General features: G+C 53.0%; 8 protein-coding genes. 1 reads left to right on the top strand and 7 read right to left on the bottom strand.

The genetic code is table 11. The annotated features are described in order from the left end of the window. Window positions 1–133: 133 nt before the first annotated feature. The 5 genes from VE954_RS40440 to VE954_RS40420 form a co-directional block, all read right to left on the bottom strand. Entirely contained in the window at window positions 134–931 is a 798-nt protein-coding gene (locus VE954_RS40440; protein WP_324963930.1) for a M48 family metallopeptidase, read from the bottom strand. Between the two features lie 19 nt (window positions 932–950). Beyond that, window positions 951–1,964: a ketoacyl-ACP synthase III gene (locus tag VE954_RS40435; protein ID WP_324963928.1), complete on the bottom strand. Its 1,014-nt coding sequence runs from the start codon at window positions 1,962–1,964 to the stop codon at window positions 951–953. A 17-nt stretch (window positions 1,965–1,981) separates the two neighbouring features. Further along, window positions 1,982–2,710: a 3-oxoacyl-[acyl-carrier-protein] reductase gene (gene fabG, locus VE954_RS40430; RefSeq protein ID WP_324963926.1), complete on the bottom strand. Its 729-nt coding sequence runs from the start codon at window positions 2,708–2,710 to the stop codon at window positions 1,982–1,984. A gap of 162 nt (window positions 2,711–2,872) precedes the next feature. Continuing rightward, the gene (locus tag VE954_RS40425; protein ID WP_324963925.1) at window positions 2,873–3,853 is read right to left on the bottom strand and encodes a diguanylate cyclase; all 981 of its coding nucleotides are present in this window, start codon (window positions 3,851–3,853) and stop codon (window positions 2,873–2,875) included. Between the two features lie 36 nt (window positions 3,854–3,889). Further along, entirely contained in the window at window positions 3,890–6,391 is a 2,502-nt protein-coding gene (locus VE954_RS40420; RefSeq protein ID WP_324963923.1) for a hypothetical protein, read from the bottom strand. Between the two features lie 92 nt (window positions 6,392–6,483). Here VE954_RS40420 and VE954_RS40415 point away from each other — a divergent pair, with 92 nt between their 5' ends. Then, window positions 6,484–7,509, top strand: a complete 1,026-nt coding sequence (locus tag VE954_RS40415; protein ID WP_324963921.1) for a hypothetical protein — start codon at window positions 6,484–6,486, stop codon at window positions 7,507–7,509. A gap of 310 nt (window positions 7,510–7,819) precedes the next feature. On the opposite strand, the gene VE954_RS40410 is transcribed toward VE954_RS40415, so the two are convergent. Both VE954_RS40410 and VE954_RS40405 read right to left on the bottom strand, forming a co-directional pair. Continuing rightward, window positions 7,820–10,756: a BamA/OMP85 family outer membrane protein gene (locus VE954_RS40410; protein ID WP_324963918.1), complete on the bottom strand. Its 2,937-nt coding sequence runs from the start codon at window positions 10,754–10,756 to the stop codon at window positions 7,820–7,822. A 10-nt stretch (window positions 10,757–10,766) separates the two neighbouring features. Beyond that, entirely contained in the window at window positions 10,767–15,080 is a 4,314-nt protein-coding gene (locus VE954_RS40405; protein ID WP_324963917.1) for a translocation/assembly module TamB domain-containing protein, read from the bottom strand. Window positions 15,081–15,104: the final 24 nt, after the last annotated feature.

The raw sequence follows: 15,104 nt of genomic DNA, 5'->3' as shown, positions 1-15,104 counted from the left end.
CGAAAAAACCAAGGCTTTCAAAAGGCTGTCTGGAGAATTCGATCGGACCTGGTTGCCAACGGCTGTTTGATGAATTCGCGGTGTATGGGAACCCAAGCCGTGCTGCGGCATGGGTTCCGATTGAGACTTGTGATTAAAGGCTTTTGGTCGCCGAGCGGAGCGGTGAGCTCTGATAAAGGCTCAAGGCCTTGGGCATGTGCTGGCCCAATTCCTTGGCGCGGCGCGCGGGATCGGGGTGGGTGGAGAGGATTTCGGGAGGGCGGCTGCCGCCTCCCATGGCTCCCATACGTTCCCAAAGACCCACAGCTTCCCGCGGATCGTAGCCGGCTTTAGCCATGTACTCAAGCCCCACACGATCGGCTTCGGATTCGTGATAGCGGCTGAACGGCAAGGCGATGCCGAATTGGGCTCCAACACCGAGCAGACCGGCTATCGTATTTTTATATTTGGAATCGGAAAAAGTCAGAGTCGTTGCCGCAAGGCCCATCTGCATGACCATTTGCTGGCTCATGCGTTCACCGGAATGACGAAGCACGGCGTGAGCGACTTCATGGCCCATCACAGCAGCGAGAGCGGCGTTGTTTTTCGCTACTGGAATGATGCCGGTATAAACAGCAACCTTGCCCCCGGGCAGACAGAAGGCATTCACAGTCTGCGGCTCATCAATGACTGTGAATTCCCAATCATAATCCACGCCACTGGCCTGGGCGATGCGACGACCGATTTCGGCCACTTCTTTATTGAGTGCGGCATTTTTTGAGACTTTGGACTTACTGAGCGTCTCCTGATAAGCCTGAGCCCCGAGCTGTGTCATCTGGCTCTCGGGAACCAGACTCAGTTGGGTGCGGCCAGTTTCAGGGGACGTGACGCACGCGATCGCTGTCCCCAGGAACGCGGCCGTCACGAAACCAAAAACGAGGTGTTTGCGCATAGTGTGTTTCCTTGCTCGATCAAATTTTTTGCAACAGCGCAGATCCCCAGGTCAAACCGCTGCCGACTACGGCCAGAACCATCAGATCACCGGGTTTAAAGCGATCCCAATGCATCGACAGCACCGAGGGCGCGCCCGCTGCACCCTGGTTGCCCAAGGCTGCAACGTTGTGCAGATGCTTGTCTTCGCTGAAACCAAGTCGTTCTGCAGCCGATGTTACCATGCGGAGGTTCGCCTGGTGACCCGTGAAATAAGTGATATCTTTCGGCGTCAAGCGATTGCGTTCCAATAGACTGTGCGTCGTTTCCAGCGTCTTGGAAATGGCAAACTTCTGCACCGCTTTGCCGTTTTGCGAGAAGCATTCGCCGTCGGGAATCTTCACAAGATCGTACCCGCTCGGATCCGATACAATGATCGTATCGATCAGCTTGAGCGCGCCTGGCTTGGCTACTCCTGAAATAATGGCCGCTGAGCAGCCATCACCAAATAGAATGCAGGAATTGCGATCCGTGAAATTCATCCGGAGCGAATAGCGTTCCGGATTGAATACAGCGATCTTATTATGAGCACCTGACAGGATCAGACTGCGAGCCAGATGCAGATTCAGCACAAAGGAACTGCAGGCTGAGTTGGCATCAAAGGTCAGACAACTCAAGCCGAGGCGATTGGCAATCGTACTGGCGTTCGCAGGGATATCAAAATCCGGAATCGACGTGCCGCAGATCAAGGCATCAATCGCTGCCGGTTTCAGTTCGGGATAACGGCTCCGCAGCAAGGCCCAGGCGGGTTCCGACATCGTGGCGATGCTCATCACCCGACCTTCGTCCCGGAGCTGGTTCAACGTTTTCTCACCGCGACGCAAGGCCCTTATATCGTCCAGCTGCAGGACGCTGCGCCTCGCTTCAATACCGGTTCGTTCCACAACCCAGGAGGATTCCGAACCGATGTCGAGCTCTTCAAAAAACGAGTTATCGACCACAGTATCTGGATGATAATGTCCCAGGGCGTGGATATATACGGCTGAATCTGTCATCGGTTACCGTCCTTTTATCAGTTGGTATACATCCCGCCGTTCACATGCAGAGTCGAGCCTGTAATATACGAGGCGCCATCCGATGCGAGAAAGCAGACGCAAGCGGCAACTTCATCAGGATTGCCGAGACGTTTCAGCGGCACCTTGCCCAGAATCGATTCCTTGGCTTGCTCCGGCAAGGCATCGGTCATGTCCGTTTTGATGAAACCAGGGGCCACGCAGTTGGCCAGAATGCCAAAGCTCGCGAGGTCAGCGGCGATACTCTTGGTAAACGCCGTGATTGCACCTTTGGAAGCGGCGTACATGCTCTGTCCCGCGTTACCTGTATGCCCCACCACTGAGGTCAAGTTGATAATGCGACCGGACTTTTGCTTCATCATGTGCTTGGACACAGATTTGACCAGGTTGAAAACTGATTTAAGATTCACATCGAGGATCTGATCAAAGTCGCTGGGCTTGGCGAATGTGATCAGCTGATCGATACTCATACCGGCGTTGTTCACCAAAACATCGATGCGACCAAAGGCTTCCTTCACTTTTTTCGCGAGTTCTTTGCATTGTTCTTCGCTACTGAGATCGGCCTGAAATATTTTCGAGCCAGGCATTTGATCCGCAGCTTCTTTCGCGAGATGTTCCTGCGAACGGTAATGGATGGCAACCAAAAAGCCCTGTTTCGATAGAGCTTCGGCGCAAGCGCGGCCGATACCACGAGATGCTCCAGTCACAAGAGCTACCTTTTGTTCCATAATGACATCCTTCAGATGAGTCAAAAGTCAAAAAATCCCCATTTTTTGCAAGGATTAGGTACCATTTTTCTCACTGTTGGACAACAGGGATACATAAAGCCCGCGACTCACAGGCTTTTCAGTTGGTTGGATTGTGCGCAATGAAATTAGGAAAAGCCGCTCTCAGGAAGCGGATTTCTGGCGGCTGGAGGGCGGCTGGAGGGCGACGACCATGTTCTTGCCATCCTCCTTGGCACGCAAAAGGCTCGTGTCTGCGGTTCGCGTCAGCTCTTCAACATTTTGCATGTTCTTGGCAGTCCCTTCAAAGGTGGCGATGCCAAGGGAAAGCGTGACCTGAACACTGTGATGGCCGTTATCGAAGGTACGTTCGGCGACCTTGGCCCGGAGGCGATCCGCTACGATCCAGGCACCCTGCAGATCCGTTTCGGGCAGCACGATGATAAATTCATCGCCGCCGTACCGGGCCGCATAGTCGATATCCAGGCGAATGGAATCGCTGATCTCCTGGCCGATCTGGGCGATGACATACGACCCCGTGAGATGATCATAGGCATCATTCACACGTTTGAAATTGTCGATGTCGAGCATGATCATGGACAGGGATTTTTGATAGCGTTCGGCACGCTTGAATTCATTGCGAATCTGCCGAGCCATGAAACGCATGTTGTAGAGTCCGGTCAGTTCATCGGTCAGCGACAGCTTTTTCAAGCGTTCGTTGGCCCTTTGCAGCTTGGCATTCACATCACTCAGTTCTTTCATGGTCGCTCGAATGCGCAGAGCGGATTTGACCAAAGCTTTGATCTGAAAGATCACCTGGGCTTTGCTGCCAAAGGCATCGGCGCCATAGAAAAGGCTTTTTTCGATCGATTCCGGATCCTGGCTGGCGGTGATCATGACGATCCCGATATAGTCCTTGAGTGGCCGTGTTCGAAGCACCTTGCAGATATCATAGCCCGAGATGCCGGGCAGGTTGATATCCAGAATCACCACATCAGGCTTCAGCTGTTCGATGATGCCCAAAGCCTCTTCGCCGGAGAGCAGGGTTTCGAGTTGAAAGCTTCGTCCCAGGCACTTCTTATAGGTCAGCACGTCGGCGGGATTGTCCTCGACGATCAGAACCACTGGTTTTTCTTTGCTGTTCATAGGAGTCTGGGTTCTCCACCAAGCGCTATTTCAACTTTAGCCAATTTTACGAATCGTACCCTTGGCTGGCTGCCCTTCCAATCCATCGGAAATGATGAACATCCCTTGAATGATGGCGGCCGTGCTTTTCCAGATACTGTCCAGATTGTTGCTGGCGTCCGGGTGAAAACCCTCATGAGCCGCGCGGTTACGGAAATCCTGGAATACGTGCAGCTCTTTGCAAAAATGCAGCAACTCATCCGGGGTCATGCTGGAGACTGGGAACAATTTGCCCAGCCCGTAGCGACAGTCCTGGCGCGAGAAGCAGATGAAAAAGATGGCAAAGGCCTTGAGGCCGTCCAGGGTGAAACGCTTGCCGGGTCTGAACTGGCAGATCGCCCGCAGCATTTTGCGCAATTTGAAGCGGCTAAAGAAGGGAATGGTATTAATGATGGGCAGATGCTCGATATAGCCTTCGAAATCATCCATCGCTGATGGAATCGGACGGGCATAGCCGATGACATCGAGTTTGCGCTGCAGGATGCCCTGTCTGATCAGGTCGCTGCAATGCTGCTCGAACTTTTCCCGAAAGCTGAGTTCCAAAGCTTTGTACTGCATATCGATGGCGGGGCTCAGGTCGATGGTGCCAAGGTTATTGCCGGCCTGCTCCACCTGCAGATGAAAGAACTGAGCCGTCCGCAAGGCGCGTTTGACTTCACTGGACAGCTGCTCGTAACGATCGATTTTCTGCGCCAGCATCTTATCGAGATCGATCGTGGTGGGCTGCTGCGGAAGATTGGGATTGGCCGTCGTCGGCTTGATATGGTCCTCGACCACGAGGAGGCCTGAGATGGCATCACGGAGTTCGATCAGCATGCTGTCACGCATGGTCCGGTAGTTCAGATCGTTCAGGGCGGAGCGAAGTTCCGCCTGCAGATGGCTGACATCCAGCTCATGCAGCAGCTGCGTGATCTCGAGTTGAAGGTTGGCACTGACGTTAGGACGGGTCAGGAAGGCGACCAATTCCTGGGACGCGCGCACGGTCCCAATGCCTTGCAACGCATAAATCACCGAGCGTAAAACGGGTTCTTCGGAACTGCGGATGAAATCCAGGAGTTTCAACGCGGCAGCATCCGAACCGTGAAAGCGGCCGAGCGTATCGATGAAGCAGATCTGAAATAAATCGGGAGCCTGACGGGCTTTGGTCGAAAGCGATTCGATCCGTTCTGGCCCAGGATTTTTCCACGCAGCGATCAGCGCGGTCCAGATGTCGTCGCCCTTGGGATCGGGCAGTTTTTTATCGTGATAGGCAATGGCAAAAAAGGTATGACGGCTGGCGTCCTGAGGTGGAAATTCCTTTTCCCAAAGCCCCAGGCCTTTGACGTCGCCCGACTTGTCCTTGTTGAAAGCCGCGAGCATCTGCTGACGTTCCTCGAACACTTTCCCAAACACACTGGCGTCACCGACTTCGGCATTGAGCAAGGCCGAGTAGCGAGGCAGGAGGCTGGCCAGATTTTCGACGGCGTTGGGCACGGATTGCAGCAGTTTTTTCAGGTGCTCCAGAACTTTCAGCTGAGCCGTGTAATCCAGGAAAGGGCCGACCACATTCAAGGCCAGGATTACCACGTTGACCTTGGTATTGGCCAGGAGCATATCCTGCAGAATTTTGGGTTGCACACCGGCGAAGAATTCCCAGCTCTGCTCCGCGATCCCGGGGAAGTTCTTGTCTGCGAGTTGTTCAAAGAGCCAGCCCAGAATCGGCGCTTCGATATGATGGCGGTCCCAGATACTGGGCCAGTTTTCAACGATCGTTTTTTCATCGGTTGGCGCCGGCTTGCGTTTCACCAATTCATTCAGAATGGCGAGTTCCTTTTCCCAGCGCTTGCCTTCCTGATTCGCATTCATGAATTGCGACCAGATCCCGCTAAAAGATTGATTGACCTTCTGGGTTTTGGCCCAGTGCGGGTCATAGCGGAAAACATAGGCCAGAAAATAAGGCAGCGTTTTTTCCGCGACGGACGAGGCATGATAGCTGCCTTCAATACCCTGTTTTGCCAGCTTGAGCACGCGCTCGGAATGCACGCCGAACTGCAAGGCGCGGAAGCACAGCAAGGAAATGAACGCGGCGGACATATCCTCCAAGCCGTCCATATCCACAAGCTTTTGAATCAGAGGAAAACCGCCGCCGAACCAGGCGAGGTCCAAAAGCGTATAGCGCATGCGCTGCGGCGTCAGCGACGAAAGGCTGAGGGGCAGCGTACGATGCCACATGATGCAGTCGGTGCGTAACGCCCACTCCCAAAGCGCGGCAGAGGCCACGTTCTGATCCCAACGCATCAGTTGGCTTGTCAGATAGTCTTCAAAAGCCAGACGCTGCTTGGCGCTGGTGGTGCGAAGAATGGCAATATGTTCATCGGGATTGAGCTTGAGTTTGAGCAGGTCTGCGCTGAGCGAGATCGGCATCCACATATTTTTTTCACGCATCGTCTGCAGAATGCGCAAGCGATCCGCAGCGTGAGCGCTATGAAGATAGCTGTCGACCAATTGGGCTTCTTCCATCGGAGAACTCCCTGTCCGTGACGTCACCGAATACTATACAGTGTGGCTGCATCCATCTTATCATGAAAATACAGCTCCATTAAGGGTGGCATATGGAATTCCCGCATCGCAAGCGACTGTGGATTGGCCTGCTCATGAGCTGCCTGGCTCTGCCGGCTTTGGCCGCAGCAAAAAAGCCCAACAGGGTTCTGCCATTTGACCAACTTAGACATTTTCAGGTTGCCCTGGAACACGGCCTTTACGCGGTCCATCGCGATAAGGATCTGGTTTTAACCAGTGCGCGAGCCACGAAGTTTTTTCTGCTGTCCCACTATGATGAAAAAGCCAAGGAACAGGATTTGGGCTTTGGCAGTTTGCATAATCCGACCGATAAAAGCGAACGAATGCCCTTTCCTGAGAAAGAAAAGGAAAAGCGGATCCGCGGGATCGTGCCGTTCGGCCCTCATTGGTTTTTTCTGGATGCGGGCTTCCGGCAGTTCGCACTCTGGCATCAGGAAGAAAAAATCTGGCTCCGTCCGGCGGATGTGATTCTGGATCTGGTCCGTCCGCCCCGCGATCCGCGAGGGGAACCGACACGCAGCGAAGTTGCCGATCTGCGGCGTGGCTTCACACGCGCCTTTGGCAAAGTTCAACAGGATAATAATGAACTGTTTGGGGGACTTACGGCCATTCCCACCTTTTGGAAGGATGGTGACGGCAGTCAGTTTCTGTTGCTGCTGCGCGTTCCAGAGACACCGCTCATGACAGTTCGCTGTCGTGGTCGTAATATGAACAGCTGCCAGGCCATGCGAGCCTGCTTTGTGCATGGTTTACCGGGGCATCTGGTTGAGGAACTTTACGGATTGGCTGTGGATCCTGTGCGCAAGGAATTGCTCATCGGCAGCCCAGGCGAACAAAGGATTATGCGCTTCAAAGCGCCCAGCTGCTATCATATTGCTCATTTAAAAGACGATGACGATATTGGTTTGCCGGAGCAGCTGAAGGATCTGAGCAATATGTTCATCGACAGTGAGCGCAATCTTTGGCTGACAACGCTTCGCCCCGACCTTTACAAGAGCGGGTCCCTGTTCCGTTATGATGCCTCGGTTTGGGCAGCGGAAACAAAGGCGGGACCTTAATTTGAAGGTCTGCTGAAGAAATCAGGAGACGATAATGATCTGCGTTTAACCGCAGGTCCATTTGAAATTTCTCAAGCGAATGAATGATTTGCACATGAATTTAACCTTGCATTGATCAATGAGATCTGCTCTACTGAGACCATAATTCAAAGCAAAAGTGAATCCAGCCAGGTAAGCTGCGAGACGAGTGTAGACCTTTGCGGTCTTGTGGTGTGGGGGCGAAGGATGGGGGGACTTCAGGTCGAGCTCTTTCTCGAGGAGAGAAAGGGCACGGCCTGCAGGTGAGCAGGGCCTTGCGTGCCGCGCTGCACTAAAAAGTGGCGCCCACGTTGATGCCGATCACCGCGCCGCGCAGCTGCCGGTAGTTGCTGTTGCCTCGCGGGTAAGGGCAGTTCTCTGCATTATTCAGGCAACGTCTCCAGGGCCAGCCCACGGAGATATTGGCGGAACCAAGTGGCGTGAGAATGTTACCAGCGAGACCATAGGACAGGTAGTTTTTGGTCCAGAGGTACTGTGGGTGACGTATCAGATCGTCAAGCTGATAGGGTTCATTGTCATACAGCTCGGGCGGCTTGATTTCCGTATCCGGTGGCGTTTGGGCAAAATTCTCCCGAATCAAACGTTCTTCCGTCGGCGAAAAGAAGCTATTGTTCGCATCCAGAAAAGTCGTCAACGCGAAAGCATCCTGAATCAATTGATAGCGAAATTCCAGACGCTGCGTGGCACGACGTGAGCCGCCGTCGAAGATATCGGTTTGTTCAATCGCGCCGGTTTTATCGTTACGACTGGTGGCAATCAGAACAGGACCAAGGCTGTTTTCCCGAAAGCCACGGTTGGTATCCGGCCCGCCACTCAAAAGACGCTCGGTGTTGGGCAAAACGTTGGGAGCATCACGTCTTCTGATATTGTTATAGCTGGTATAGCTCGTGCCCACCGCGACCACAAAGTTTTCGAAGATCTGCTGATAGACGTTATAGCCGATCGACCACTTATTATATTTGATATCACCGCCAAAGACAAAATCCGCGACGCTGAACTCGGTGGCCAGGCGAAAGCCTTTGGTGGGCCAGCCGAGATTATTCCGACCGTCTGTGATATGACGGAGGCCGATTTCCCGAACCTGCAGGCTGCCTGATTCAATCAGCGTGGCCCGTTTAACGCCTTCTTCCGCTTCAACATGCACCTCTTTATAAAGCGTAAACAAGGATACATCGGTACGCGGGGTGAAACCTCGGATGCGGTGACTCGCTATGGCTTCCGCAGCGCGACTCACCTCCCACGAGGTGTCGCGCGCCAGTCCCTTATGGTTGAAGGTCAAGGTTCCATCCACGGGATAATCGAGAAGCCAGGGCTCAATATAACCGACTCCAACATAACGACCGAGCAGGGTTTTGTCGGCCAACGGCGTCTGGGTCTTTTCCTCATTCAAGGAACCTTTGCTGAAGATTTTTCGACCCCGGCCCCCGATGTTGTTGTAAGCGCTTTCTATGGAAAACCGCATACCGTCGTTCAAGCTCCATCCCGGACCGAAGCTGACCGTGCCGGATCGTGCTTCCCGGATAATAACGGTATAGGCCACGGTGTTGGTCTTGTCCGTGGCGTTGCTTTCGCTGGGCGTGATACTGACGGAACTAAAAAGACCTAAATCAACCAGGGCCTGACGGCTTTCCTCGATCTGAGCCGGATCAAACCAATCACCATTTTTAAAGCGCAGCTCCCTCGTCACGATATCAGAATCCGTTTTGACGAGACCCTTAACGGAAATTTCCCCAAATTTGGCGCGAGGACCTTCCTGAATATTGAGCAGAACCTTGGTTTCAATATCACGAAACTGACGATTTTGAATCAGCTCAATATTCATCTGCACCTGCAGATAACCCTGATTTCGATAAGCCGTTCGCAGGGTTTTTTCAAAGTCGATGAGCTGCTGCCAAGCCAGAGGATCTTTTTCATCAACGAGCAGCATGTCTTCAATATCAGTGTTCCGAAGCGCCTGATTGCCGGTGACCACCAGGCCATCGAACAGGCGACGCTTGCCTTCTTTCACGACATAAACGAGTTTGACTTCACCCGTACTGGGGTTTTTGATCACGCGTGGATCGAAGACCTTGGCATCCCAAAAGCCCCGCTCCTTATAAACGCCTTGGAGTGTTTCCCGGGCTTTTTGAGTCAGATCCTGGCTGAAGATCGGCTGGTTGCTGAGTCCTGCACTCAGGCCCATCGCTTCCGTGGCTTCCTCCTGGGCCAGGGCATTGAGCCCTTCGAACTGCACCTCGGTGACCATATACTCGGGGCCTGGCTTCACATCAAATTGATATTCAATGGTTTCAGGATCCGGATTGCGCTGCGGTTGCTGCCGAATCTCCACATCGTCATAACCCTGCGCCTTATACTGACGGGTGATCTCAGAAGCCATGGCATCGGGATCGGTGATCGAAGGATCAATGGAATTCAAATCATCCCCGAAAACAGCTGAAACGAGTCCAGCCGATTTGATAGGGCTATTAATCTTGACCAGAATTTTTTTGCCGAGGCTGCCGAGGATTTTAAGGGTCGCTGTATTGTTTTGGGAGTTGAAGACGATATCCGGGCTTTGGATACGCTGCTGATTGTAACCGGCATCCACCAGAGATTCTTCCAGTTGCGTCAGCAGGCCGCGAATTTCTTCAGCATCGCAATACATGCCTATTTTATAGGGGTTTTGGACGCCATTGGGCAGACGAAAGCTAAAGTCAATATGAGCGATGGTACAGGGAAAGTCTTCATCGATGGCGGCCTCATAAAGAACGCCGCCACGATGAGGTCGCTTGGCAATCTGCACTTTGGCCAGATAATAACCCTGCTCCTTGAGCACTTTGAAAATCTCGTCGCTCAGCTGTTTGCGCAGCTCCTGCGAGTCGCTCAGGCCGATATATTTGTTGAGTTTGTTTTCCACTTCAAGACGAATACTGCGGGTCAAGCTATAGATGCGGATATCGTTGATGGTATCTGTCGTCACGACTTTGATGAGGATACGGTCCGTACCATCCTCTGCCGTAACTTCTGCCATCGGTTCAGCCAGACTGATAGCTTTGAGCAGATTGCTGAGATCCTCGGGTGATTGAATGTCGGGAAAGTTTTTTCGCAACTCCTCAGCATTCAGACGCAAGGGTCGACTGCTCGGGACGAATTCCCAGGGCTTGGCCATGCCAGGAAGGGTGACAAGGCTGCATATAAGGCTGAGGCTCATGAGGATAAGAAAACGCAAAGACCTCTCCTTAATCAAAGCCAAAACGGAATTTTAGATCAAAACCCGAGTCGGCAGGAAGGTTCTTCTGCTCATTTGTTTGCTTGTTGCTGGTTTGGTCCAAACTTCCGGATACCGTAATGCCTTCGTGGAGAATGTATTCCAGCGATATCTTGGTATTGGCAGCGTCGTCGACCTGAAGGACGGCGCTGAGATTTTCGCCCAGACGGATGGGAAAGTTAATACGGGTAACCGGTCTTTGGCCGGACTCCGGCAGATAGGAGTCAAAATACACTTCACGGATGACAGTCTGCCCCGACATGTCAAAGAGTTTTTCGATCGGTTCCTCGGCAAAGGCTGCAAAGAAACTCACCAGCTCGTTGATCGAGGCCCGTTCCGCTGTGGTTTTATTGGCCTGATCAGGAATCCGCCCCGTACTGATCAAAATCAGAATATCAAGATTGCTGATCGGCGAACCATCATCGCGGTTCGGCGGATCGACGGTCAGCTGCACGCGCGGCGCCTGCAAATTGCCACTGACCAGCACTTCGACTTTATAAGGGCTGACTGTGGTTTCACCGATAATATCGAGCCGCGGATTCGGCGGTGAAACAAGTTCATCAAAGGAAATCACAGCCTGATTGATCTTAAAGGTTCGTCGGTAGTTGAACGTCCCGCGATCGGCAATGATCTGACCCAGGAGCAAGGGCTGCATGTCGGTGCCGCGGACCCGCATATCGGCGGAAAGCACGGCTTCCAGACTCTTGTTTTTTATGGTGATGGATTTGTCAGCCACAATGCCAACATCGAGGTTGACGAAGGGTGTTTGCTCAGACGCGGCCACAGCCGAGGAATTGAGTTTGGTTTCATAAAGCGAAGTGACGATCTGCTTTCTGAGGTCAAAGTTTCCAATCGATTGCAGGCGGTCAATTTCAAGGCTGCCGGACAGGTTCAAAGGCAGTTTGTGACCCGTCACAGCCAGGTTGCCACTTAAGGTCAGATCCGCGGACTTCAGCACGGGAATGTTCAGGCGATTGAATTCCATGCGATCGAGATCGATGTTCAGGCGCGACGTGTCAGCGCCGGTATCATTGAAGTTCAATTGACCCGACATGGTCATGCTGCCTTCACGACCTTTGGTGGCTCGGAACTTATTGACCACGACGCGATCGTCTTTGATTTCAACGTCCAAGGAAATCCCTGTCAGCGCAGGGCCATAGTCGATGAGGCCGACAGAGACCGGTTGCCAATCTTTAACGTTGAAGGGATCGAGTCGTTTTTCCTTGAGCTTGATGGACAGATCCGGTTTGCTGATCGAACCGCGCAGATAGCCATCGATAAGGACTTCACCGCGCGCGGTCTCCACCACGTTACTGAAGTTTTTGAGCAGATCAAGTTTGACGGAGCCATGCACGGACAGATCAAGCTGATCCGGCAAACGATTATTGCCAGCTTCAAAGCTCAGGTCAAAGTATTCACCTTGAAGTTTAAGCGGCCTTTTATCCGGCAGGGTCCAACCCTGGGGACTTATTTTCAGCTTGATAGGTTCATCGCTGTTAAGCTCCACCGACGATGTGCGACTGCCGAGGTTGCGGAAGAGTTTGGATCGAACGCGGCTCAAGACGAGCTCCCCTTTGGAGCCCCAGAAATCAGTCAACTCACCGCGCATGGTCCATTCCGCGGTCAGATAAGCAAAGTTGCGAGGATCTTCGGCAAAAAATTCGCCGAGCAGAGCCCGGATATCCATCTGGTTGAAGTAGAAATACCAATCGTAGGGCAGCGAGGCCTTGCCGAAATCAATGTTCAGGCGTCCCACCAGGGCATTACCGGAGTGTCTGAGTTCGGGAATGTGGAGCTGCCAGCCATCGACAAAACCAGCCAGGCTAAAGGACGAGATGGGAATGCCCCAGACATAGGGCTGTTCCAGAGCGCCTTCCACTTTGCCCTGCAAATGGTCAATCGGACCTTCGAGATCGGCTTCCAACTGGATCTGGCCGCCGAATTTTTGTTCGGTAAAAAATTTGCCGATGTAAGGGAGACTGGTGAGGTGATTCACTTCCTGAGCCACTTCATTCGTGCGATAGGTGTTGAGATTTTGATTGATGGTTTTGACGGTCAGGCGAACCTTATCAGCCGGTCGGATGCCCAATTCGTGCAGAATATGGCTATTCGGCCCCGAGCCACTGCGTCTGACGATATCCAGCGTGGCCCGTGCTTCCAGTTGATCCAGGCGTGCATACGCCTTATCAAGCGACCAGGTTTTTTCATCGCTGCTGATGGTCCCTGCCGCTTCACTGAGGAGCTCCTCTTCGCTCAGAACGAGCTTGCTCATACTAAAATCAAGATGACCCCGCCAGGCAAAAGGTTGCAGGAGCGGACCACTGATCGTCCCCCGCAGCGAGGGAAAACCAAGGCTGAGGTTATCGACTTGAAAGCTTTCCTTCAGGCCTTGCGCAAGGAACTCAGCAGGAATCTTTTGGGCGTCCACGCTGGCCTTGAAGGCGAACGGCGCCCCGATTTTCATTTCGAATCCATCGACGGCGACCTTGCCCTGTTCGGCGAGACTCACGTGCAGATCGTCCACATGCAGAAGGCTGCTGTTGATATCGAGTTGATAGGTCGCGGCCATCTGCTTGAGATCAAAACCACCGACCACAACGTTCTGACCGCTGACCTTGCCGCCGATGCCGAGATGATCATAAGGACCACGGATACGAGTCTCGACCTGGGCGATACCCTTGGTGGGCAGCTTGAGGAAGTGTTCCAGGATCGGCGTGTCGAGGCCCGGGGAATCGATGGTGAAATCCATGCCTTTCTGGGTTGAAAAGAAAAATTTACCACCCAATCGAACGGGAGAACCGCCTTCGTTCGGCAGGTCGCGATCCGTGGGCACCGACTTCCAGCATTGACCGTCGCCTTTGCTGATGGTGAGGGCGCTGGCGTTAATATGCAGAGCCGTTTGGAAGAGGCAGGTCGGAGGTTCCATAAAACGCTTGGGCAGGTCGGCAACGAAGGGCAGCGAAATTTGCGAGAAACGGGCTGGTCCACTGATCTTCATCGCAAACGGCAGCGCTTCCCCTTCCAATTTGACTTCCGGTGAATCCAGGGTGGCGCCGAAGGCTTCAAAGTCATCGATGCCCAGCACCGACATCAGGTCGGTAAAAGCCAAATTCTTAGGCTGAATGTTGAAGCGGTAAGGGACAGACTTGGTAAAGCCAATGAAGCCTGAGCCCGCGGCCAATTCCTGCGTGCCTTTTCTCACATGCGCTTCTTCAAAAGCCATGCCTTCGCCCGTGATATTGAAATCCAACTGAGAATCGAGCAGTTTGAAACCAAAGATGCGGGCGGAATCGGATTGGCCTTTGCCATCGAGTCGCCAGGACAGTTCGCGGGCATCGAGAGGGATATGCAGCTGGAGTTCGGTGTTGCCGAAGACCCGTCCTTCCGTCTCATCAATGGCCAGGTAGCGACCGAGGATGCCGATGTTGGCCCGCGTCACCTGATTATCAATACGGACGAGCAGACCTTTCAACTGCCTGGCTTTTTTATCCTGAAGGGCGCCGGTGCGTTTGATCAGTTCCGTTTCATAAACGAGTCGAACCTGACCCGAGGACTGCAGATCATCCGATTCGATCATGAATTTCTGCGACAGCATCTGATCCTTGTCCTGCTTGAGGTTGAGATCAAGACTCAGATCCCGCAAGATATCAGCGCCTTCAATGCCGAGATTGCCGCGTTTCAGCTGCACGGCCAGATCAAATTTTTGCCAGGTGCTGAAGGTGAAATCAACATTCAATCCCTCCAGCTGCAGCGAGAGAAGATCAGGTGCGTTGGGTTTGCTATCAGGAATTTTCACATTGATCGTGGCATTGCCGATGCGCACATGTTTCAAAGGCATGGGAAATTCGAGGGGCCACTTGGGCGGTTCCGAGGGTTTATTCCAATCCGGAAATTGATCGGTCTTGACCAGTTGCTCAATCGGCGGCAACGGAAGACTGATACGCGGTTCATTGATTTCCAGATCAAAAACCTCAGGCTTGCTGAGCACCAAGGCCAGCAGCGAGACACGCAGCTGCAGATGAGCCAGCTGAGCCAGGGTTTCATCCGTGCCATCCGGTTTTTGATAGCGAACTTCAACGCCATAGATATCAAAACCGGGTGGGACAAACTTGGCATTAATCGCTTCGAATTTAACGGAGAGATGCGTGTACTGCTCAAGTTTTTCGTTGATGGCGTTGCGAATCAGGCCATGCACATAGGGATTATCGATCAACAAATTGCCAATGTAGGCCAGTGCCAAGAGCACACCGACGGCGATAATCAGCTTTTTGAAAGCTTGAAACACAGTTGCTTCGATTATGAAAGCAGC

The sequence above is a fragment of the Oligoflexus sp. genome (genome assembly GCF_035638955.1).
GTDB lineage: Bacteria > Bdellovibrionota_B > Oligoflexia > Oligoflexales > Oligoflexaceae > Oligoflexus.
The sequence above is the reverse complement of the archived record's forward strand: the minus strand, read 5'-3'. Positions and strand labels throughout refer to the sequence as shown.